This is a genomic window from uncultured Paraglaciecola sp. (assembly GCF_963977085.1).
Taxonomy (GTDB): Bacteria; Pseudomonadota; Gammaproteobacteria; order Enterobacterales; family Alteromonadaceae; genus Paraglaciecola.
Window position 1 is genome coordinate 1 of the sequence record NZ_CAXBNC010000012.1, and the last position, 20,888, is coordinate 20,888.

The following is a 20,888-nucleotide window of genomic DNA, read 5'->3' on the forward strand; positions in this document are numbered from 1 at the left end:
TGATTCAAGTGATCAGTTCTTAAACGATCAGTATTACGCCTTCGCGGGAATGACGGTAGATATTCGAGAGGATGTCACTGACTGCAATCTAAGTAAACCAGTATTAGGCGTGAACCTCGTCGGCTGCCTTCTGATCGCTCTTTGCTGACAAAAAGCACAAACAAAAATGCCCTCGGACTAGAGGGCATTAATCATCTATTTTACTGAACCTTTATTCCCGTTCAACTACAGCATTATGATAAACATGTTGCACGTCGTCACAGTCTTCTAACATATCCATAAATTTATCAAAAGTCGCTACATCATCGCCGCTAACAATAGACTCTGTTTGTGGGATAAAGGTAATTTCTTCTGCTTCAAATTCAATATCAGGGGTGTTTTCGGTGAGTGCCGTACGCGTGTTGTTAAATTCAGTATGTGGCGCATATACAGTCACTACGCCATCTTCCTCTTCAACTTCAGTGACATCGACGTCAGCTTCCATTAAGGTTTCTAGTACCGCATCTTCATCGTCACCTTTAAATGCAAATACTGCTTGGTGATCAAACATATGGCCGACTGTTCCTTCAACTCCCAGTTTAGCGCCTGTCTTAGTAAAACAATTGCGCACGTCAGTGATAGTACGGTTGTTGTTGTCGGTTAAGCAGTCAACAATCACCATACACCCGCCTGGGCCAAATCCTTCATAACGGGCCGGTACATAATCCTCTCCCGCGCCACCTGCAGCTTTATCAATCGCTTTTTCAATTACATGACTCGGAACCTGATCTTTTTTTGCTTTTTCGATCAGTCTACGCAGCGCTAAGTTAGCTTGAGGATCAGTGCCACCGTTTTTGGCTACAACATATATTTCCTTACCGTACTTAGAATAAACTTTAGTTTTCGCTCCAGCGGTTTTGGCCATGGAGATTTTGCGTACTTCAAACTTTCTTCCCATTTTTTTACTCTTCTAATAATGTCGAGCGTTAGACTCGATTAGATTTAATGTAGTGGATTTTACCGATATTCGGCTTAGATAACAAAACCCATTTAAAACTAAGGCTTATTGCACTTTTATAGTCCTTACATTGACCTGTTAAGGAACATGCTGGGATGCTAAATAATCATGGGACTGCATTTCTTTTAACCGACTGAGGCAGCGCCTAAATTCAAAAACAAGTTGACCATCTAAATAAAGGGTTTCCATTGATACCTCTGCTGACATGATCAGTTTTACGTTTCGTTCATAAAACTCATCCACCATTGCTATGAAGCGCCTAGCGATATCATCTGTGGATTGCCCCATTTGCTCAACATTGGCAATTAAGACAGTGTGATACAGACGACTTAATTCCATATAATCAGTCTGGCTACGAGGCCCATCACAAATGGCACGAAACTCAAACATCACCACCCCATCGGCATAATGCAAAGTGGGGATCTTCCGGCCTTCCACTTCTATTGTTTGATTTTCGATACCTAATTCAGGGGCCAGTTGCATAAAATATTTATGTAAGTTTTCATTGGCTTGATTGTCTAAAGGGAAATGAAATATTTCGGCTTGCTCTAAGGTTCGCAAACGATAATCCACCCCGCTGTCCACGTTCACGATACGCGTATTTTGATTAATTAATTCTATTGCAGGCAAAAATCTAGCACGCTGTAAGCCATTTCGGTATAAATCGTCTGGCACTATATTTGAAGTTGCAACCAAGACGATACCATGGCCAAAAAGCTCCTCCATTAGGGTGCCTAAAATCATTGCATCGGTAATATCAGAAACAAAAAACTCATCAAAACAAATCACTTTGGTTTCTTTGGCAAAGGTTTTCGCAATTGTTTTTAGTGGATCTGGTTTACCTTCAAGTTTTTTTAGTTCTTGATGCACTCTGTGCATAAAGCGGTGAAAATGAATTCGCAACTTTCTTTCAAAAGGTAAACATTCATAAAAGGTGTCAACTAGGTAGGTTTTTCCCCGCCCTACTCCCCCCCAAAAATAGATCCCTTGAATACTAGGCTTACGCATCCCTTTACCAAATTGACTCTGTAACTTTACTCGCCAAGTCAGCTTTTTTTCAGGATGAGTTAATTCGTCATACAACCTCTGCAATTCTTTAACTGCATTTTCCTGAGCGGCATCATATTGAAACTCAGGATCTTGTAGATCACTTTGATACTTTTGCCATGGCGTAAACTCAATCATTTTTCCGCGTTTTTCCTTTCACTTCTGAGTGTTTTTAACACTTGAATACAAATAAAATGACCGCATTAAAAATGCTGAGCGTATAATAACGCATATTGCAGGCGCGCTCATGGTCATTACGCTATAAATTATTAATTAATTGCGAACCAGTTGAGCAAAAATACGTATAGAAATAGGAGTGGTTATGGATTGGTTGGTAGGGTTATTGTTATTAATTGTTGGCGGAATTATTGGTTTTTTTGTTGCAAAATTTTTCAGCAAAGAAACCCAAAATGAATCTGACAAGGCTGAAAGTAGACAAACTATTCAAGAATTAATGCACCAGCAAGCAGCTATGCATATTCAAGAAACCAAACAAATTGCGGAAAAATTAGTCGCTCAATCAAACTCCTTGCAACAGCAAGTTGAAAACTATGAGCAGCTGCTAATCAGCCAACAGGCTGGGCCAGAAGGAAGTTCACTGAATTATTTTGGGGAACATACTACGGCGTATTTACGTAACAAAAACACTCAGCCTGCTCGTGAGAGAGCGACTGCAGATATACAACCATTAGATTTTTCATCAGAAAGTTCAGGGTTGTTTTCGGGCCATGAAGAAACCCCCACTAAAGAAACCAAATAATGAACTTTCTCGCATACTAGGTACTCTTTGTGTTTTAAGCAGTCCCTGTATTGTAATTAAATTTAGATGTTGGAGATAATAATCGATGAATAAAAAAGTAGTAAATCGTTTTTTTGTGGCTTGTTGTATTGTGGCTGCAAGCATGTCGGTCAATTTAGTGTCTAATGCCGCATTGCCTTTTTTCTCAAAAGACAAAGACGAAGTACCTAGCCTAGCTCCGATGTTAGACAAAGCCACACCGGCTATTGTCAGCATTTCAGTGGAAGGAACACAAGTATCGCGCCAGCGTGTACCAGAGATGTTTAAACATTTTTTTGGAGGTACCGATGAACAAGTGCAAGAAAGGCCTTTTAAAGGGCTAGGTTCTGGCGTCATTATTGATGCTAAAAAGGGCTATGTGGTAACCAACAATCACGTGGTTGATAATGCCGATGAAATTATTGTTAAGCTTACAGATGGCCGTGAATTTACCGCTAAAAAATTGGGCGCAGATGAACAAAGCGACATCGCATTATTAAAAATAGAACCAGATGCTTTGTCTGCTATGCCACTGGCTGATTCAGACGAGCTGCGAGTGGGTGACTTTGTAGTGGCCATTGGTAATCCTTTCGGACTGAACCAAACTGTTACTTCGGGGATTGTCAGCGCACTAGGACGTTCTGGTTTGAACATAGGTGGCTACGAAAACTTTATTCAAACAGATGCCGCAATTAACCGCGGCAACTCAGGTGGTGCCTTAGTGAGTCTTCGCGGTGAGTTAGTGGGTATCAATACGGCTATTTTTGGACCTAACGGCGGAAACGTCGGCATTGGTTTTGCCATACCCAGCAATATGATGAAAAGTTTAGTCGATCAAATTATAGAGTTCGGTGAAGTCCGTCGTGGTTTATTAGGGATAATGGGGCAAGACATCGATTCTGGTTTGGCTGATGCAATGAATTTAGATGCTAATCAAGGTGCATTTGTCAGTGAAGTTTCACCTGATTCAGCGGCCGATAAAGGCGGCATACAAGCCGGTGATATTATTACCGAAATTAATGGTAGACCAGTTACCAGTTTCCAAGAATTAAGAGCAAAAGTTGCCAGTAGAGGCGCAGGTGCTGAACTTGAATTAACGGTGTTACGTAAAGGCAAGCGTGAAAAAATAAATGTTACTCTAGGCGATGCTACACAAAATGTGGTGCTTGCTAAAGAGATACACCCCGCTTTAGAAGGCGCGACCTTGACCAACGGCAAAACTAAACAAGGTGATAATGGCATAGTCATTTCAGAGCTTGAATCCCGCTCCCCAGCGGCTCGCATTGGCTTACAAGATGGTGACGTAATAATAGGTATTAACCGTAAGAAAGTGGATACTGTTATGCAATTACGCGCTGAGCTAGAAGATGCAAAAGGCGTTATCGCACTTAATGTAAAACGTGGCGTGACTTCTTTATATTTGGTAATTCGTCAATAACAACTCACTAGAGATAGCGGTACTATGCTTTAGTACCGCTATCAACTCACTGATTTCAATGTTATTATTGATACCATCTGATGTAATACACATTTAATGTTGATCGTGCTAAAAACCTTATCTTTTTTATTAAAATCCATCCTTATTGGCATGATCATTTCTTCGGTCATTTTATTACTTGTTCCAGATTTACGTGAAGGTAGTGGACTGCCCCTAACGTTGTTCACTGAACAAGAAAGCTCGAAAAAACTCAGTTTTAATTCTGCAGTCAACGCAGCAGGACCTGCTGTCGTTAACATCTATAGCCAAAGTATCGAAAGAAGTGGGTATCAACGAAGACAGGCAGTCGAACGAACTAACCTTGGCTCTGGGGTGATTATGACCGCCAATGGTTATATCCTTACTTGTTATCACGTTATTGCCAATGCCAAGTTAATCTTAGTGGGCTTACAAGATGGGCGCTTAGAAGAAGCCCAAATCGTTGGTTTTGACTCGATAACAGATTTAGCGGTACTCAGCGTCTCAGCTGAAAATTTACATCCTATACCACAACTAGATGATCCTAAAACCCTAGTGGGTGATGTAGTGTTAGCCTTAGGCAATCCATACAACTTAGGTCAAACCGTGACCCAAGGAATTGTCAGCAGGATTAATAATAACGGTTTAAACAACTTCTTCGACTATATTCAAACCGACGCAGTGCTTAACCAAGGCAATTCTGGTGGAGCACTAGTCGACAGTGAAGGCGTTTTAATAGGCATTAACAATGCGAACTTTAAAACACGTATCAGCCCTAATCGTGTTGAGTCAGTGGATGGTGTGTCTTTTGCCTTACCTTACAGCCTAGCTAAAAAAGTCATGAGTGAAATAATAGCGACTGGCAAGGTCACTCGTGGCGCTTTAGGTTTTGAAGGACAACAAGGTGGGCTTACAAGTACTGGAATTATGGTGACAACTGTAATTAAAGGAACGCCTGCCGAATTAGGTGGCTTACAGGTTAGAGATCTTATTCTATCCGTGAACGATATCCCTGCTATTAGTATTCGAGATACACTGGACTACATTGCCGATACTGCACCTGGCAGTACTATCGTTCTTGAAGTAAATAGGGATGGCACCATTTTGAAATTGGACATGGTCGTTGGAGAGTTACAGTAACTCAAATAGGTATTTGTTTTCAACTTACCCGTTTGATGTTGGCACCCAATCCATTTAACTTTTTCTCAATATGTTCATAGCCACGGTCTAAGTGGTAAATGCGATCAACTGTGGTTTGCCCTTGTGCAACCAGCCCAGCAATCACTAAACTCGCCGAAGCCCGCAGATCAGTAGCCATCACTTGCGCACCTTTTAATGAAGACTTACCGTCACACACTGCACTATTGGCTTGTAGCGATATATTGGCTCCCATTCGCTGCAGTTCAGGCACATGCATAAAGCGGTTCTCAAAAATGTTTTCAGTTACCACACCCGTTCCAGCAGCTAAACAATTCAGTGCCACAAATTGCGCTTGCATATCGGTTGGGAATCCAGGATGAGGAGCGGTTTTAATATCAACACTTTTTAATTCTCTGTTGGTCATATCCAACTCAATCCAGTCATCACCAATAGTGACTTTAGCGCCTGCCTTAGAGAGTTTATCTAATACTGCTTCGAGGGTTTTTGGCGCGGCATGTTCACAGCGAATTTTTCCGCCAGTGACAGCGGCGGCGATTAAAAACGTACCGGTTTCTATTCTATCTGGCAAGACGCGATAGCGACATCCTGATAATGACTCAACCCCTTGAATAACAATTTTATCGGATCCAGCATGCATCACCTTAGCGCCCATTGCATTTAAACAATTGGCTAGATCAACAATCTCTGGTTCCTTGGCGGAGTTTTCTAGAATAGTTTCTCCCTGAGCTAAACATGCCGCCATCATTAGGTTTTCTGTGGCGCCAACACTCACTACATCCATAAATATGTGTGCACCTTGTAGTTTTCCATCTACAGATGCCCTTATATATCCACTGTCTACATCAATTTTGGCACCCATTTGTTCAAGCCCCTGCAAATGCAAATTCACCGGACGCGCACCTATGGCACAACCACCTGGCAAAGATACATTAGCTTGGCCGAATTTAGCCAAAAGTGGCCCAAGCACTAAAATAGACGCGCGCATGGTTTTAACTAAATCGTAGGATGCATTAAAATTATTAATTGAACTTGGGTCAATCACCACAGATTGAGCATCTTGACGATAGGCTTTAGCACCTAATTCACTCAACAAGGATAAACTAGTGTGAATATCCCTAAGTTCTGGAACATTATCAAAATAACAGGTGGAGTCTGCCAATATACTTGACATCAGGATAGGTAATGCAGCATTTTTGGCACCGGAAATTGCGACGCTACCTTTCAAAGGCGGGCAAGCCTCAATAATTAATTTGTCCATGACTGCACTCTATTTGATGTTATAAATTTGATATGTTTTGGGAATACTATTGAGGAAGATTAAACATCTTCTCGCGCTTCCATTGACTTTCGGTAAAGGTTTTAATGGAAACGGCATGCATACTGCCTTCAGCAATTTTAGCGGCCAATGGCGCATACACAAACTGCTGTTTTTTAACTCGGCTCATATCTGCAAACTGATCACTTACAGCTATGACTTGAAAATGTGAGCCATCACCATTCACATGGGCTTCGGCTAAGCCCAATGTTTCAAGCAAAAGCGCTTCAATTTGTTGATTATCCATGACTAGTCCACGTGAGTAAAAATAGTCGGCTATTGTACCGATAAAAAGCTATCTACGTCGCTTATTTTTGCAAGCTTTATCAAGCTTTCTGGGATATTTTTAAGTTCAACCTGAACATTTTGCAATTGCTGGGTTTTGAGGAAGTTCATCAGCCAAGCTAGACCAGCGGTATCAGAATGACTCACCCCTGACATATCAAGGGTGGAATCTGCGCCGCTAGCGCTTTTTTGATTACTGGTTTCAAGTGTGGCTAAAGCAGCTGACTTAGGGATAGTATTGCGGTTTAATTCGCCTTGAAGGGTAAAATAACCTTTAGGCGACTCATTCACTTGTAAATTCGTCACCTAACTTTCCTTTTGTTCTAAATCAATATTGATAGGTTTGCTGATAGTACTATTCATCAAATCAATCACTTTTTGTATGCCATCCTTGCGTAAAATAGATTGAAATTCACTCTGTTTACTCGATAACAGACTAATACCTTCGGCAACCATATCGTAGGCTTTCCATTCATTGGTTTTACTATTTTTACGTAATTTAAATGCCAAATTAATGTCCGGCCGACCGGGTTCTTTTACCACAGCTCTGACTGTTACGGTTTTTTCGTCTGTCACTTCACGAACAGGCTGAAATTCTACATCTTGGCCATCATAATAAGCCATAGCCAAAGCATAGGTAGTGATTAAATATGAACGAAATACACTAATATATTCAGGTATTTTTTCTCTTGGTACTTTTTTATAGTACTTACCTAAAACCTTTAATGCAGAAAAACTGTAATCGACATGAGGTAATAATTCTTCTTCCATTACAGTTCGCAAAAGTTCTGGATCTACTTCTATACGTTGACGCTCTTGCTTAATTCTGCTGAACGTTTTGGTCGCTACATCTTCTAACATGACGTAAGGATTTTTGTTTTCCGCTTGGGCGATACCAGAGCAAAATAGAAATACCCCACTCAATAATAAAAGTGTCCATTTGTTTATCACGTTATTTTCTCCAATCAACGACTTCACTTAACCGTCGTTGCTACTAAATAAAAATTGACCGATCAGGTCTTCCAATACTAAGGCTGATTTTGTGTCCTCGATGTAGTCACCCTGCCCCAAGTTTTCAATGCCATCAATAGCAAATCCTGGTTGAAAACCAATATATTGCTCTCCTAATAAACCCGAAGTCAGTATAGATACTGAACTAGTTTCTGGAAATTGATTAAACTCTGACAAAATACTCATAGTCACTACAGGTGTGAAGTCGCTGTTGCCAAGTGTAATATTGTCAACTCTACCCACTGTCACGCCACCGACTTTCACCGCTGAACGGACTTTCAACCCACCAATGTTGTCAAATTTAGCGTACAAGGTATAAGTGTCATCACTACCCGACATACTTTTATTGGCCACGTTCAGTGCCAACATAAGACCAGCTGCAATAGTTAAGGCTACAAATACACCTACTAATAATTCCGCTTTCTTGGATTTCATTGCCATTTCCTCTACTCAATTCCGAACATTAATGCGGTTAATATAAAATCTAGCCCAAGTACCGCTAACGAAGAAAACACCACTGTTTCTGTTGTTGCCTTACTTATCCCTTCAGAGGTGGGTATAGAATCATATCCTTTAAAAGTGGCGATCCAAGTAATCACAAAAGCAAACACTATGCTTTTTATGATGCCGTTCACCACATCTTTATCCCAATCAACTGTAGCCTGCATAATAGACCAATAACTGCCTGAATCTACGCCTAACCAGTCCACACCGACTAAATGCCCCCCCAAAATTCCGACGGCACTGAAGATAAGTGCAAGCATGGGCATGGATATGATGCCGGCCCATAAACGCGGAGCAATGACTCTGCGCAGGGGATCAACCGCCATCATCTCTAAACTGCTTAATTGTTCTGTTGCTTTCATTAACCCAATTTCAGCTGTGAGTGCTGAACCTGCTCGACCTGCAAACAACAATGCGGTAACCACTGGACCTAATTCTCTCAACAAGGATAATGCGACCATTGGCCCAAGGCTGCCTTCAGCGCCATATCCCACTAAAATGGTATACCCTTGCAGCGACATCACCATACCAATAAAGAGACCAGAGACCACTATAATCAGCAATGATTGCACACCTACCACATGAATCTGTTTGATAGTCAGTGGTATCAACTTTAAAGGCTGAGGTTTAGCAACAATAGCCCCAAATAACATAAAAGTGGCTCGGCCAAACATTTCTAAACGATTAAGGGTATTTTCACCTAAGTTTATTAACCAATTCATAATGCGCGACCCAAAAATGCCTGAGCAATATCACTCGCAGGATAATGAAAAGGAACCGGACCATCTGCTTGACCTTGCAAAAATTGTTGCACTAGGGGTGAATCACTATTTTTAATTTGTTCAGGGGTACCACTACCAATCACTTTTTTCTCAGCCAAAATATAAATATAATCTGCAATAGTTAATACTTCAGTCACATCATGAGTCACTACTACACTGGTTAATTGCAATGCGTCATTTAGGGCCTTTATCAACTTAACCAATACCCCCATTGAGATGGGATCCTGCCCTGCGAACGGTTCGTCATACATAATGAGTTCTGGGTCTAATGCAATTGCCCTTGCCAATGCAGCTCGTCGCGCCATACCACCTGAAAGTTCAGCAGGCATTAACTCTGCTGCGCCGCGCAAACCAACAGCCTGTAACTTCAACATAACAACAGTATGAATAATAGATTCTGATAACTTAGTGTGCTCTCTAAGTGGAAAGGCAATATTATCGAACACCGACATATCAGTAAATAATGCGCCACTTTGAAATAACATGCTCATTTGTCTACGCACTTCAAATAATCGAGTGCGACGCATATTTGGGATAGACTCACCTTTAAATTTGATATCACCTTTGTCAGGTACCAATTGGCCACCCATTAAACGCAACATAGTTGTTTTCCCAATTCCACTTGGGCCCATTATTGCTGTAGTTTTGCCTTTCTTAATCTGTAGTGAAATATCATCGTATATAATTCGACCACTTCGGCTAAAGGTTAGATTATTAATTTCAATCAAATTTTCCATTACGATAGGAACGTTCCACTTTGGTTAATCGAGATTAGGTTAAAAAACAACCCGACTGTAAGAGAGACTATTGTATTAGTTTTCTGCCTTAAATAACAAAGACAAAAAGTAACAAGGTATAAACGATTTAATACACCTATTGCTGAATATCAGCTTAACATTAATCAGTTTTGCAAAAATGACTTGATATAGCTTAATGATTTAACGCCATAGTAGTGTAAATCAAATATACTATACCTACTTGCTTTCTTAGTTGTAGATAGCATATATCTACCTAAGCACTTATTTACGTTGTTTCTAGACCGTTAGACCAGCAATAAAGTTGCGAAACTAATTTATTTTATCATTCATATGCAAAGCCTTAGCTTTTTGCGACAATTGAATGTAATTCAACTAGAAGTGAAATTTTGTGATTTTAGAAGCTTGTTATTTCCTGATTTGGCTTGTCGTTTTAAGTTGGGGCGCAGATAGATTTGTTTTTGGCGCCTCGGTACTCGCTAAAAATATAGGCGTTTCGCCTATGGTCATTGGTCTTACTATTGTCGCTATGGGCTCCTCTGCTCCAGAAATAATGGTAGCGGCGACCTCATCTTTCAATGGCAGTACAGATACAGCAGTGGGTAATGCACTAGGTTCGAATATAACCAATATCGCCTTAGTATTGGGATTGACTGCACTCCTTAAACCTCTATCTATCGCATCAAGTACATTAAAAAAAGAAATGCCTGTGTTATTGCTAGTGACTTTGCTCGCGGTATATTTCCTATCAGACTTTTTATTACTCAAATTAGAAGGGATCATTTTGATCACTTTATTCTTTGTTGTAATAGGTGGGTTAACGTGGGTGTCATTCCACATGGATAAAGGAGATCTGTTACAATCCGAAACAGAAAGTGAAATCCCTACTGGCGTGCCAACGTCAAAAGCAATTATTTGGTTAGTTGTCGGTATGATACTACTGCCACTAAGTGCCCACTTTATGGTGAATTCAGCGGAAATCATTGCACGATATTTTGGTTTAAGTGAGTTAGTGATTGGATTAACTATTATTGCAATTGGCACCAGTTTGCCAGAATTAGCGGCCTGTGTTGCGGGTGTATTGAAAAACGAAGACGATTTAGTATTAGGTAATATAATCGGCTCAAATATTTTCAATATTTTGGCGGTATTAGCTATGCCAGGACTCATTGCACCAGGAGTAGTAGACGAAAACGCAGCCATCCGCGACAGTTATGTCATGCTTGGATTGACTATATTGCTATTGATATTTAGTTTTAATCTAAAAGGTAGTAGGTGTATAAACCGAGTTGAAGGATTTTGCTTAATTGCTTGTTTCTTAGGCTATCAATATTTGTTATTTAGTTAATATCGCGACTTTTTGAATCACATTATGATTAAACAATCTGCTTTACGAGTATTGGAAATTGAACAAAAGGCTATAGCACAATTAGCTCAATATATTGATGATGCTTTTGTGCAAGCCTGCCAATTAATTTTGCCTTGCAAAGGAAAAGTCATAGTTTGTGGTATGGGTAAATCCGGTCATATTGGCCATAAAATTTCGGCCACACTAGCGAGCACAGGTACCCCAGCATTTTTTATGCATCCCGCTGAAGCCAATCACGGTGATTTAGGGATGCTCACCGAGCAGGACATTTTATTGGCCATCTCAAATTCAGGTGAAACAGCCGAGCTCTTAGCTTTAATCCCAGTAGTAAAACGCATGGGTGTCCCTATTATTGCGATGACATCAAATGCCAAAAGTACGCTGGGAAACTATGCCGACATTAATTTATGCATCAAGGTAGAGCAAGAGGCGTGTTCACTTGGCCTTGCACCGACCTCTAGCACAACCGCCACTTTAGTGATGGGAGATGCACTGGCCGTTGCGTTACTCGATGCCCGAGGTTTTACTTCTGAAGATTTTGCCTTATCCCACCCTGGTGGTTCATTGGGCAGAAAGCTGTTACTTAAACTAGAAGACGTAATGGTCAAAGAGCCGGCTTTACCTTTGGTATCTACTGAACAAACTTTACGTGAAGTTTTATTGGTCATTTCCCAAAAAGCCTTAGGTATGGCTGGAGTAATAGATAACAATGGCAAATTATTAGGTATTTTCACTGATGGTGATTTACGCAGAGTGCTTGACGATAGAATTGATATCCATACAACTCAAATTCAACAAATAATGACGCCCAACAGTATAACCGCCAAGCCTGAAATGCTGGCAGCTGAAGTGTTATCATTGATGCAAAAACATAAGATAAGTTCACTGTTTGTAACCGACTCTACCGGCAAACCAATAGGAGCAATCAATATGCAGTTACTGCTTCAAGCGGGGATAATCTAATGTCTCACTTAGATACACCTTACGGACCCATTGATAAAACTCTCATGATGCAACTGAGGCAAATAAAGCTGCTCGCCTGTGATGTAGACGGGGTATTTTCCGACGGACGGATTTACATGGGTCAAGATGGTGAGGAACTTAAAGCATTTCATACTAGAGATGGTTACGGGATTAAAGCATTACAAAAAATGGGCGTACAAGTTGCGGTCATTACTGGACGCAACTCTAATATGGTAGAAAGGCGCATGACAGCCTTAGGCGTGCAACATATTTTTCAAGGTTGTGAAGACAAACAACCGACTTTGCGAGCGCTCCAAAAAACGTTATCTATTGCCATGAGTGAAACCGCTGCAATTGGTGATGATATGCCGGATATGGGTATGTTTCATGTATCTCATTGTAATATTTGTGTGCAAGATGGACACCCCGTATTAGCGGCGAATGCCCATTATAAAACTCGTACAAAAGGTGGTTTTGGCGCAGTGCGTGAATTATGTGATTTAATACTTCTTGCTCATGGACAGTTAGATACTATTCACGGCACTAGCACATGAATCGCGTTACCCTATGTATTGTAATGTTATTTATTTTAGCCTTAGCCTTGAGTCTACCTGGCTGGCTTTCTAAAGAAGAAGTGTTAGTCGATTCACAAACAGAAGAAGCTTGGATCCCTAATTACCAAGCAAATAAAATGCGCAGTACATTATATGATAAATTAGGCCAAATAAATCATCAGGTGTTTGCGCTAAAAATGGAACATTTTGATCTACTTGGGTTTACATTGTTTAAACAACCAAATTATTTGTTATTTGCACAATCTTTACATCCTTGGAAGGTCGATGCACAAGAAGGCACATTATATGAAGATCAACGCATTCAATTTGAAACTAACGTTGAAATTACCAGCCTCGATGAACAAGGCTATATTAAAGTTATCCGCACCAATTTTGTCGAAGTGAACTTGGCAGACAAAACCATGTATTCTGATCAAGCGGTCGAGATTGTCGGACCCAATTACGTGATAAAAAGTAATGGCTTCACTGCTAGCCTAGAAACCCAAAGATACGAGTTATTAGACCATGTTAAAACTGTTTACCACCCGTCTATACAGCGCTAGTGTAATAGCTGCTTTATTATTTTCAGCTCATAGTCATGCTGGAAAAGACGATTTTACTAAAAAAATTGAGCTCGCCTCCCTGTATCAAAATGCGGATGGCATAGCCAAAAGAGCATCGTACCAAGGCAATGTGGTCATTCAACAAGGTTCTTTAAAAATCAGTGCTGATGAATTACAGATTGATGCCAGCATAGGCGAAGGGAATGAAATATTTATTGCCACAGGCAATCCCGCTAAATATTCTCAAAAACAAGAAGATGGCAGTATAGTCACTGCGCAAGCAGATAAAATTGAGTACCATCGCCAAACGCGCTCCCTTTCGTTAGAAGGCAATGCTCAGATAAAACAAAATTCCAGCAGTGTAAAAGGCAAGTCGATAAAATTTAATATGGAACTCGAACAAATCATAGCCCAAGGTAGCGATCAAGAGAGTGGCCGGGTGATTACGACTTTTCAACCTGTAGTCAAGCCCAAAGAACCTGAAACAACACCACAGGATAAACAACCTTAATGGCCGTATTAAAAGCCACACATCTAGCCAAATCTTACAAATCAAGACAAGTGGTAAGAGATGTTAGCATTGAAGTAAGAACTGGCCAGATTGTCGGTTTATTAGGGCCAAATGGCGCGGGAAAAACCACCACTTTTTATATGATTGTTGGCCTAGTGCCTTTAGATAAGGGTGATATTTTTATTGATCAACAGTCACTCACTCTGCAACCTATGCATATTCGCGCTAGGCAAGGAATAGGTTATTTGCCGCAAGAAGCGTCGATTTTTAGAAAGTTAACCGTGTACCAAAACCTAATGGCGATTTTACAAACTCGTAAAGAGTTATCTAAAGAACAGCGAGAACAGCAAGCTGATTCATTATTAGATGAATTTAATATCAACCATATTCGCAACAGTTTAGGTATGAGTTTATCTGGCGGTGAACGCAGAAGAGTGGAAATTGCTCGTGCTTTAGCTGCTGATCCAGAGTTTATTTTATTAGACGAACCCTTTGCTGGTGTTGATCCTATTTCGGTTAACGACATAAAAAAAATTATTCAACAATTAAGAGATAGAGGTCTAGGGGTATTAATTACCGATCATAACGTACGTGAAACCCTAGATGTATGTGAAAAAGCCTATATAGTTAGCCATGGTGAGTTAATTGCATCTGGCACTGCAGAAGAAGTTTTAAGTGATCAACGTGTAAGAGATGTATACCTAGGTGAACAATTCAGGCTATAGTTAAGCTCAAGATTAATTGAAAATATTGAGATTTCAGCGAGCCGTTAAGTAGGCGAACTTAATAATTATTGAGTTTATATATAGTTGAGGTGGGATTGCCTCGACAACACAGCTGAAATTTCTAGAATGAAGAGTTTAACTCGGCTGATAACTACAACAACAGATTAGACATAAGAAGTAAATGAAACCCTCTTTACAGTTAAGATTTAGCCAACAACTTACAATGACACCACAACTGCAGCAAGCAATTAAGCTGTTGCAGTTGTCTACTTTGGACTTACAAGCAGAAATCCAAGAAGCTTTAGATTCTAATCCTTTATTAGAAGTAGACGAGCAAAGTGATAGTGGTAATGGCGAAAAAGCCCTTGAAACCAACCACAGTGCTGATAGTAATGATGGCGTAAACGAACCAACTGAAGTGAATGTAGATAGCGTTGAGAGTGGCGATGCTCTGCAAAATAATGACATTCCAGAAGATTTACCACTAGACAGTACTTGGGATGAATATCTAAGCGCTTCATCTGCCCCAGCTTCTATGAGCAGCGCCGGTTCAGCAGGTGATGATGACCAAGTATTCCAAGGGGAAACCACAGATAACATCCAAGATCATTTGCTTTGGCAAATGCGTTTAACCCACTTTAGTGACACCGATATCGCCATTGCCATTGCGATTATCGATTCTATTGATGAAGCAGGTTATTTGACCATCAGTACTGAAGAAGTATTGGCCAGTATGGATGACGAAGAAATTGAATTAGACGAAGTTGAAGTAGTTCTCAAACGCATTCAGATGTTTGACCCCGTAGGCTCGGGCGCACGCAGCGCCCAAGAATGTTTGCTGATTCAGCTACGACAATTTGCACCAGATACACCTTGGCTTGAAGAAGCCAAGATGTTAATTACTGACTACTGCGACCTAATAGGTAGTAAAGATTACCGAACGCTAATGCGTAAAACCCGCCTCAAGGAAGAAGAATTGCGGGAAGCTATGCGATTGTTACAAACCCTAAATCCTAGACCTGGCACAGCCATAGTAACAGGTGAATCTGAATACGTGATCCCAGACGTATCAGTGGCTAAGAAGAATGGTCGCTGGACAGTTGAACTTAATCCTGACAGCTTACCTAAGCTCAATGTGAACCAACAATATGCGGCCATGAGTAAAAGTGTTAAGAACTCTTCAGATAGCCAATTTATTCGTTCACATCTGCAAGAAGCTAAGTGGTTTATTAAAAGTGTCGAAAGTCGCAACGAAACCTTACTTAAGGTGTCCAACTGTATAGTACAGCAACAAATGGGCTTTTTTGAACATGGTCCTGAGATGATGAGACCTATGGTGTTGAACGATGTAGCAGAAATGGTAGATATGCACGAATCCACCATTTCGCGAGTCACCACCCAAAAATATATGCATACTCCTAGAGGTATTTTTGAACTGAAGTACTTCTTCTCTAGCCATGTCGCCACTGACGTTGGTGGAGAATGTTCATCTACGGCTATTAGAGCATTAATTAAAAAGTTAGTAGCGGCAGAAAAACCCAGTAAACCTTTAAGTGACAGCAAGATTGCACAATTGTTGGCCGACCAAGGTATTATGGTAGCGCGGCGAACAATAGCAAAATACCGGGAATCACTAATGATCCCACCGTCAAACCAACGTAAGAGCCTACTTTAGGCTAATTGAAGAAGGAATAGGCAATATGCAAATTAACCTTACCGGTCATCATGTAGATATTACAGATTCTTTAAGAGACTACGTCGACAACAAATTTACCAAACTCGAAAGACACTTTGATCATATAAACAATGTGCATGTGATCTTAAACGTGGAGAAGCTGAACCAAAAAGCGGAAGCCACACTACACCTCAGTGGAACAGAGGTGTTTGCTACATCTGAACATTCAGATATGTATGCAGCAATAGATGCTTTAATCGATAAACTTGACCGACAAGTGATTAAGCACAAGGAAAAAATTAAGCGCCATTAATCGCAGTATCGATTAACCACAATTAGAATCCATAATGGAAATTAAAAATATTCTACACCCTGACTGCACTTTATGTGCAGTTCAGGGAAGCAGTAAAAAACGAGTGCTTGAGCTAATCAGTCAAATTGCTAATCAATATTTAATAGATATTGATCAAGCCACTATTTTGTCTAGTCTGACTTGTAGAGAAAAAATGGGTAGCACAGGCATAGGCAATGGTATTGCCTTGCCTCATGGTCGCCTACAAAATCTCGAAAATGTCATAGCGATTGTAGTGACTACTGAGAAACCAATCGATTATGACGCTATAGACAATGCGCCAGTTGATGTCTTTTTTGCTATTTTAGTACCCGAAAATAAGGCATCTGAACATTTAGGCACTTTGTCTGCTATAGCGACAAAACTTAATAATAAAGAAACCTTGAGTCGCATGCGTAGTGCTAAAACAAATCAAGAATTATTTGAGGCCCTTGCCTAAATGAAACTCATCATAATCAGCGGACGCTCTGGCTCAGGTAAATCCATAGTACTGCGCTCTCTAGAAGATCTAGGTTATTATTGCGTAGACAATATTCCCGTTAATCTTTTACCCACATTAACTCACACTGTAGTGGATGAATACGACCAGGTTGCTGTGAGTATTGATGTGCGCAACTTGCCCAAAAACCCTAATGAGTTAGTTGAAATCTTGGATTACTTGCCCTCTACGTGGGACATGACCATACTTTATTTAGATGCGAGTGATGACGTATTGATCAAGCGTTTTAGCGAAACCAGACGCTTACACCCGCTTTCAAAGCAAAACAAATCCTTATCTGATGCAATTCGCTCAGAAAGCGAATTACTAGCGCCTATTGCCGAACGTGCCGACCTTTACTTAGATACCGATCAGTTATCAGTTCACCAACTAGCTGAATTGGTGCGCGAACGTATTCTAGGCAAAAAGAGCTCAAGGCTGGTCTTAGTGTTCGAATCCTTTGGATTTAAACACGGTATACCTAAAGATGCCGATTATGTATTTGACGGACGCTTTTTACCTAACCCTCACTGGGAACCTGACCTCAAACACTTAACAGGTCTAGATGCACCAGTGCAAATTTTTCTCGGTTCACAACCCATAGTGACCAAATTTATCTGGCAAATACAAAATCTCATTTCTACTTGGTTACCCCATTTAGAACGCAATAATCGCAGTTATGTAACAGTCGCTATTGGTTGCACTGGTGGCCAACATCGTTCCGTCTACGTAACTGAAACCCTAGCCAAAACCTTTACAGACTCTCACCCAGATGTACAAATTCGTCATCGCGAATTAAATCGTTAATTAGAGTGGATTGAACTTATGCCTAGCTTCGAAAAAACAGTCGTTATAGTTAATAAGTTAGGTCTACATGCACGGGCTGCCACACAATTAGTACAACTTACCAATAAATTTGAAGCCGAAATAACCTTACATCAAGGCGACAAACAAGCCTCAGCCAACAGTGTATTAGGTCTAATGATGCTCGAAAGTCATCAAGGCAAAGAAGTCCGAGTCGTTAGTGAAGGCAAAGATGCAGCGGCTGCATTGGATGCAGTTGAAACATTAATTGCGACTCGCTTTAATGAGGAAGAATAATAACAGCTCTTTGGTTTCTTTAGGCTAACGAGTTAAGCCTGCCTTTCCCCCTTAAAAATGAATATATCGCTACTTTAGCTGCATAGACTTTTCCAACACATCTCGTTATTTGACAATCAACTAAATATAGTTACCATGATAACTATATTTAGTTTTATAGAATAATCTTTATGCATTGTATCTTCGCAACCATCACACCTAAGCCTAACAATTTTGAAGCCGCTGAAAAAGCGATACTCGGTATATTAGAAAGTACCCGAAAAGAAGAGGGATGCGTTCAATTTGATGTGCATTCAAATCAAAATAGAACCACCCTATTCCTCTACGAGCAATGGCTGGATGAATCTGCACTAGCCCTTCATTACCAACAACAGTATACAAAAGAAGTGTTTTTGGCCTACGACGAGTGGCTTGCAAAGCCAGTTGATATCAAGGTATTGACTCGATTAGGGTAAAAATATGTTTTTTCTAAAAGAGTTGCCGACCCAAGCGATGATTCACCGTTACAGTGATGAATTTTTCCCCGGTCATGCTGAATCGGTTGCCAATACATTAAAAGAACTGCGTGAATACAGCGCTTTGATCAGGCAGTTAGATGATTATTTTGCATCGCACAATCTGTCTCAATTAAGATTTTTGGTGATGATGGTTATTGATAGAGAATTAGATAGAAACAGTTTATATGCTTATGAAATAGCTGAGAGACTAGATGTTTCCAAACCTGTCCTGAGCCGAGCGATTAAAAAACTCACTGAAGATTCCTTATTAATATCGACCAAAGATCCCAAAGATGCACGAGCAATATTATTGTCACTGACACCTGCAGGTAAAAAGTTACTAAATGAGATATTACCGGAGTACTTTCAAATTCTTAGTGGTAACGCCACTCCCGAATAAAAGTGAATGGGATACTGCTTAATATATTCTTTCTTAAAGATGATTATGCACCCTACTATTTGGCATAATATCTTGCAATTAATAGCGGGAGTAGCAAAGTTTAGCCAAACTTGTTTTATTTTCCTTCGGGTGTATTTCCTACCCTAGAGAGAAATATGTGCTGACCTACTGGTGAGCATAGATTAAACTAGTTCCGTAATATAAATTGGTCATCACACCCTATTTTGTTCTAACGAGTAAGTTTATCTAAATCATGCCGCATACCTTCGAAGCCCAAAGCAGTAACAACCAACTTCATGACATTAATGAAGCCTTAGGTAGTGGACAAACTGAATTAGCTAAAGAAATGTTGCTACAGTTGCAGCCCGGTGATTTGGCGTTGCTTTTAGAATCGAGTCGCAGCCGCAATCGATTGGATATTTGGCAACTCATACCTCCTGACTTGTATAGTGACGTACTAGAAGAACTTTCCGATGATGTACGTAATGGCATTATTAGAAAAATGATGCCAGATAGGGTTGCCGACGCTCTTGAAGAAATGGACACCGACAATCTAGTTGATACCTTGCGCGGTTTACCACAAGAAATAGCTCAAGAATTATTGGCAGCCATGGAAGAGCAAGATCGAGTGCGTGCCGAATTGGGTCTTTCTTACGGTGATGAAACCGCCGGTTTTATCATGAACACAGATGCGATTACGCTTCGACCGGGCATTAATGTAGACGTCATCTTGCGATACCTGCGCCTAAAAGGCGATATGCCAGAACACACAGACACCTTATATGTGGTAGATCGTGATGATAAGTTAATGGGAGGCGTGGCCCTTACCAGACTTATTACTGCGGCAGCTGATACTCCCATTGAGTCCTTAATTAAAAATTCTGAAGCCATTCCCGCGACTATGATGGACAACGAAGTCGCCAGTTTGTTTGAGCGCTACAACTGGCTATCGGCACCAGTAGTAGATGAAAACAATAAATTATTGGGCCGTATTACCATAGATGATGTGGTTGACATTATTCGTGAAGACGCAGAGCACTCAATGATGAGTATGGCCGGTTTAGACGACGAAGAAGATACCTTCGCGCCGGTTGTCAAAAGTACCCAACGCCGTTCAATTTGGTTAGGTGTTAACTTACTGACCGCCTTAATGGCCGCTGCGGTAAGTGACATGTTCGAAGCGACCTTAAGTCAACTTGCAGTGTTGGCTATTCTCAACACCATAGTGCCTAGTATGGGCGGCGTCGCTGGTAATCAAACGCTTACTCTTGTGATCCGTGGTATGGCTTTAGGCCATGTGAATTCAGCTAATGCTAGATGGTTAATTAGTAAAGAGTTAGCTATTGGTTTTTTAAATGGGGTGATATGGTCTGTGTTGATCGCAACTGTCATTGCCATATGGAAACAAGATTTAATGTTAGGTGCAGTCATTGCTTTTGCAATGATGATCAATATGATTGCCGCCGGACTGGCCGGCGCAAGTTTACCTATTATAATGAAAAAATTAAAAATTGATCCTGCCCTTGCAGGTAGTGTCATTTTAACTACCATCACCGATGTGGTAGGTATATTTGCATTTTTAGGCTCCGCTACTTGGCTGTTAATGTAG

The 20,888-nt window shown here is 40.6% G+C and carries 26 protein-coding genes; 17 read left to right on the forward strand and 9 right to left on the reverse strand.

All coding sequences use genetic code 11. The features are described 5' to 3' along the window. Positions 1–211: 211 nt before the first annotated feature. Positions 212–937 carry a YebC/PmpR family DNA-binding transcriptional regulator gene (locus AAC000_RS14095; protein WP_339723432.1) on the reverse strand — a complete coding sequence of 242 codons (726 nt, stop codon included), beginning with the start codon at positions 935–937 and terminating at the stop codon, positions 212–214. 138 nt (positions 938–1,075) lie between these two features. After that, positions 1,076–2,182 carry a cell division protein ZapE gene (gene zapE / locus AAC000_RS14100; RefSeq protein ID WP_339723433.1) on the reverse strand — a complete coding sequence of 369 codons (1,107 nt, stop codon included), beginning with the start codon at positions 2,180–2,182 and terminating at the stop codon, positions 1,076–1,078. Between the two features lie 184 nt (positions 2,183–2,366). Here zapE and AAC000_RS14105 point away from each other — a divergent pair, with 184 nt between their 5' ends. From AAC000_RS14105 to AAC000_RS14115, 3 genes are all read left to right on the forward strand, one after another. After that, a complete protein-coding gene (locus tag AAC000_RS14105; protein ID WP_339723434.1) occupies positions 2,367–2,804 on the forward strand; it encodes a DUF1043 family protein in 438 nt (145 codons plus the stop codon). 85 nt (positions 2,805–2,889) lie between these two features. Then, a complete protein-coding gene (locus AAC000_RS14110) occupies positions 2,890–4,260 on the forward strand; it encodes a DegQ family serine endoprotease (RefSeq protein ID WP_339723435.1) in 1,371 nt (456 codons plus the stop codon). A 96-nt stretch (positions 4,261–4,356) separates the two neighbouring features. Continuing rightward, a complete protein-coding gene (locus AAC000_RS14115) occupies positions 4,357–5,418 on the forward strand; it encodes a trypsin-like peptidase domain-containing protein (RefSeq protein WP_339723436.1) in 1,062 nt (353 codons plus the stop codon). Positions 5,419–5,437: 19 nt separating this feature from the next. On the opposite strand, the gene murA is transcribed toward AAC000_RS14115, so the two are convergent. The 7 genes from murA to AAC000_RS14150 are packed head-to-tail and all read right to left on the reverse strand — an operon-like array spanning position 5,438 to position 10,073. Further along, complete coding sequence (murA, locus tag AAC000_RS14120) at positions 5,438–6,697, reverse strand: UDP-N-acetylglucosamine 1-carboxyvinyltransferase (RefSeq protein WP_339723437.1); 1,260 nt, start codon at positions 6,695–6,697, stop codon at positions 5,438–5,440. A gap of 46 nt (positions 6,698–6,743) precedes the next feature. Next, complete coding sequence (locus tag AAC000_RS14125) at positions 6,744–7,001, reverse strand: BolA family protein (protein WP_007622674.1); 258 nt, start codon at positions 6,999–7,001, stop codon at positions 6,744–6,746. A gap of 29 nt (positions 7,002–7,030) precedes the next feature. Continuing rightward, a complete protein-coding gene (locus AAC000_RS14130) occupies positions 7,031–7,345 on the reverse strand; it encodes an STAS domain-containing protein (RefSeq protein WP_339723438.1) in 315 nt (104 codons plus the stop codon). Continuing rightward, the gene (locus tag AAC000_RS14135; protein ID WP_339723598.1) at positions 7,346–7,987 is read right to left on the reverse strand and encodes an ABC transporter substrate-binding protein; all 642 of its coding nucleotides are present in this window, start codon (positions 7,985–7,987) and stop codon (positions 7,346–7,348) included. Positions 7,988–8,017: 30 nt separating this feature from the next. Next, positions 8,018–8,485, reverse strand: coding sequence for an outer membrane lipid asymmetry maintenance protein MlaD (mlaD, locus tag AAC000_RS14140; protein ID WP_339723439.1), 468 nt, complete (start codon positions 8,483–8,485; stop codon positions 8,018–8,020). 11 nt (positions 8,486–8,496) lie between these two features. Continuing rightward, positions 8,497–9,276 carry a lipid asymmetry maintenance ABC transporter permease subunit MlaE gene (gene mlaE, locus AAC000_RS14145; protein ID WP_339723440.1) on the reverse strand — a complete coding sequence of 260 codons (780 nt, stop codon included), beginning with the start codon at positions 9,274–9,276 and terminating at the stop codon, positions 8,497–8,499. Continuing rightward, complete coding sequence (locus AAC000_RS14150) at positions 9,273–10,073, reverse strand: ATP-binding cassette domain-containing protein (RefSeq protein ID WP_339723441.1); 801 nt, start codon at positions 10,071–10,073, stop codon at positions 9,273–9,275. Before AAC000_RS14150 ends, mlaE begins: the two co-directional genes overlap by 4 nt. A gap of 409 nt (positions 10,074–10,482) precedes the next feature. Here AAC000_RS14150 and AAC000_RS14155 point away from each other — a divergent pair, with 409 nt between their 5' ends. The 14 genes from AAC000_RS14155 (at position 10,483) to mgtE (ending at position 20,888) form a co-directional block, all read left to right on the forward strand. After that, positions 10,483–11,439, forward strand: coding sequence for a calcium/sodium antiporter (locus AAC000_RS14155; protein ID WP_339723442.1), 957 nt, complete (start codon positions 10,483–10,485; stop codon positions 11,437–11,439). 24 nt (positions 11,440–11,463) lie between these two features. Continuing rightward, a complete protein-coding gene (locus AAC000_RS14160) occupies positions 11,464–12,423 on the forward strand; it encodes a KpsF/GutQ family sugar-phosphate isomerase (protein ID WP_339723443.1) in 960 nt (319 codons plus the stop codon). Continuing rightward, positions 12,423–12,977 carry a 3-deoxy-manno-octulosonate-8-phosphatase KdsC gene (gene kdsC, locus AAC000_RS14165; RefSeq protein ID WP_339723444.1) on the forward strand — a complete coding sequence of 185 codons (555 nt, stop codon included), beginning with the start codon at positions 12,423–12,425 and terminating at the stop codon, positions 12,975–12,977. Before AAC000_RS14160 ends, kdsC begins: the two co-directional genes overlap by 1 nt. Next, positions 12,974–13,540: an LPS export ABC transporter periplasmic protein LptC gene (gene lptC / locus AAC000_RS14170; protein WP_339723445.1), complete on the forward strand. Its 567-nt coding sequence runs from the start codon at positions 12,974–12,976 to the stop codon at positions 13,538–13,540. Before kdsC ends, lptC begins: the two co-directional genes overlap by 4 nt. After that, the gene (lptA, locus tag AAC000_RS14175; protein ID WP_339723446.1) at positions 13,503–14,051 is read left to right on the forward strand and encodes a lipopolysaccharide transport periplasmic protein LptA; all 549 of its coding nucleotides are present in this window, start codon (positions 13,503–13,505) and stop codon (positions 14,049–14,051) included. The genes lptC and lptA overlap by 38 nt, the downstream gene beginning before the upstream one ends. Beyond that, on the forward strand, positions 14,051–14,776 hold the full coding sequence (gene lptB / locus AAC000_RS14180; RefSeq protein WP_339723447.1) for an LPS export ABC transporter ATP-binding protein: 726 nt from the start codon (positions 14,051–14,053) through the stop codon (positions 14,774–14,776). The genes lptA and lptB overlap by 1 nt, the downstream gene beginning before the upstream one ends. 181 nt (positions 14,777–14,957) lie before the next feature. Beyond that, positions 14,958–16,451 (forward strand): RNA polymerase factor sigma-54, encoded by a 1,494-nt coding sequence (locus AAC000_RS14185; RefSeq protein ID WP_339723448.1) that lies wholly within the window; start codon positions 14,958–14,960, stop codon positions 16,449–16,451. A gap of 25 nt (positions 16,452–16,476) precedes the next feature. Continuing rightward, complete coding sequence (hpf, locus tag AAC000_RS14190) at positions 16,477–16,764, forward strand: ribosome hibernation promoting factor (protein WP_007622650.1); 288 nt, start codon at positions 16,477–16,479, stop codon at positions 16,762–16,764. Positions 16,765–16,798: 34 nt separating this feature from the next. After that, complete coding sequence (gene ptsN / locus AAC000_RS14195; RefSeq protein WP_339723449.1) at positions 16,799–17,242, forward strand: PTS IIA-like nitrogen regulatory protein PtsN; 444 nt, start codon at positions 16,799–16,801, stop codon at positions 17,240–17,242. Continuing rightward, on the forward strand, positions 17,243–18,088 hold the full coding sequence (rapZ, locus tag AAC000_RS14200) for an RNase adapter RapZ (RefSeq protein WP_339723450.1): 846 nt from the start codon (positions 17,243–17,245) through the stop codon (positions 18,086–18,088). An 18-nt stretch (positions 18,089–18,106) separates the two neighbouring features. Next, a complete protein-coding gene (locus AAC000_RS14205) occupies positions 18,107–18,382 on the forward strand; it encodes an HPr family phosphocarrier protein (protein ID WP_339723451.1) in 276 nt (91 codons plus the stop codon). A 170-nt stretch (positions 18,383–18,552) separates the two neighbouring features. Then, entirely contained in the window at positions 18,553–18,837 is a 285-nt protein-coding gene (locus AAC000_RS14210) for a putative quinol monooxygenase (RefSeq protein WP_339723452.1), read from the forward strand. A gap of 4 nt (positions 18,838–18,841) precedes the next feature. Beyond that, the gene (locus AAC000_RS14215) at positions 18,842–19,279 is read left to right on the forward strand and encodes a MarR family transcriptional regulator (protein WP_339723453.1); all 438 of its coding nucleotides are present in this window, start codon (positions 18,842–18,844) and stop codon (positions 19,277–19,279) included. 253 nt (positions 19,280–19,532) lie between these two features. Continuing rightward, positions 19,533–20,888: a magnesium transporter gene (gene mgtE, locus AAC000_RS14220; protein ID WP_339723454.1), complete on the forward strand. Its 1,356-nt coding sequence runs from the start codon at positions 19,533–19,535 to the stop codon at positions 20,886–20,888.

Coding starts and splice junctions, on each gene's coding strand:
- AAC000_RS14095 (WP_339723432.1), bottom strand. CDS start 937: ATGGGAAGAAAGTTTGAAGTACGCAAAATCTCCATGGCCAAAACCGCT.
- zapE (WP_339723433.1), bottom strand. CDS start 2,182: ATGATTGAGTTTACGCCATGGCAAAAGTATCAAAGTGATCTACAAGAT.
- AAC000_RS14105 (WP_339723434.1), top strand. CDS start 2,367: ATGGATTGGTTGGTAGGGTTATTGTTATTAATTGTTGGCGGAATTATT.
- AAC000_RS14110 (WP_339723435.1), top strand. CDS start 2,890: ATGAATAAAAAAGTAGTAAATCGTTTTTTTGTGGCTTGTTGTATTGTG.
- AAC000_RS14115 (WP_339723436.1), top strand. CDS start 4,357: ATGTTGATCGTGCTAAAAACCTTATCTTTTTTATTAAAATCCATCCTT.
- murA (WP_339723437.1), bottom strand. CDS start 6,697: ATGGACAAATTAATTATTGAGGCTTGCCCGCCTTTGAAAGGTAGCGTC.
- AAC000_RS14125 (WP_007622674.1), bottom strand. CDS start 7,001: ATGGATAATCAACAAATTGAAGCGCTTTTGCTTGAAACATTGGGCTTA.
- mlaD (WP_339723439.1), bottom strand. CDS start 8,485: ATGAAATCCAAGAAAGCGGAATTATTAGTAGGTGTATTTGTAGCCTTA.
- mlaE (WP_339723440.1), bottom strand. CDS start 9,276: ATGAATTGGTTAATAAACTTAGGTGAAAATACCCTTAATCGTTTAGAA.
- AAC000_RS14150 (WP_339723441.1), bottom strand. CDS start 10,073: ATGGAAAATTTGATTGAAATTAATAATCTAACCTTTAGCCGAAGTGGT.
- AAC000_RS14160 (WP_339723443.1), top strand. CDS start 11,464: ATGATTAAACAATCTGCTTTACGAGTATTGGAAATTGAACAAAAGGCT.
- kdsC (WP_339723444.1), top strand. CDS start 12,423: ATGTCTCACTTAGATACACCTTACGGACCCATTGATAAAACTCTCATG.
- lptC (WP_339723445.1), top strand. CDS start 12,974: ATGAATCGCGTTACCCTATGTATTGTAATGTTATTTATTTTAGCCTTA.
- lptA (WP_339723446.1), top strand. CDS start 13,503: ATGTTAAAACTGTTTACCACCCGTCTATACAGCGCTAGTGTAATAGCT.
- lptB (WP_339723447.1), top strand. CDS start 14,051: ATGGCCGTATTAAAAGCCACACATCTAGCCAAATCTTACAAATCAAGA.
- AAC000_RS14185 (WP_339723448.1), top strand. CDS start 14,958: ATGAAACCCTCTTTACAGTTAAGATTTAGCCAACAACTTACAATGACA.
- hpf (WP_007622650.1), top strand. CDS start 16,477: ATGCAAATTAACCTTACCGGTCATCATGTAGATATTACAGATTCTTTA.
- ptsN (WP_339723449.1), top strand. CDS start 16,799: ATGGAAATTAAAAATATTCTACACCCTGACTGCACTTTATGTGCAGTT.
- rapZ (WP_339723450.1), top strand. CDS start 17,243: ATGAAACTCATCATAATCAGCGGACGCTCTGGCTCAGGTAAATCCATA.
- AAC000_RS14205 (WP_339723451.1), top strand. CDS start 18,107: ATGCCTAGCTTCGAAAAAACAGTCGTTATAGTTAATAAGTTAGGTCTA.
- AAC000_RS14210 (WP_339723452.1), top strand. CDS start 18,553: ATGCATTGTATCTTCGCAACCATCACACCTAAGCCTAACAATTTTGAA.
- AAC000_RS14215 (WP_339723453.1), top strand. CDS start 18,842: ATGTTTTTTCTAAAAGAGTTGCCGACCCAAGCGATGATTCACCGTTAC.
- mgtE (WP_339723454.1), top strand. CDS start 19,533: ATGCCGCATACCTTCGAAGCCCAAAGCAGTAACAACCAACTTCATGAC.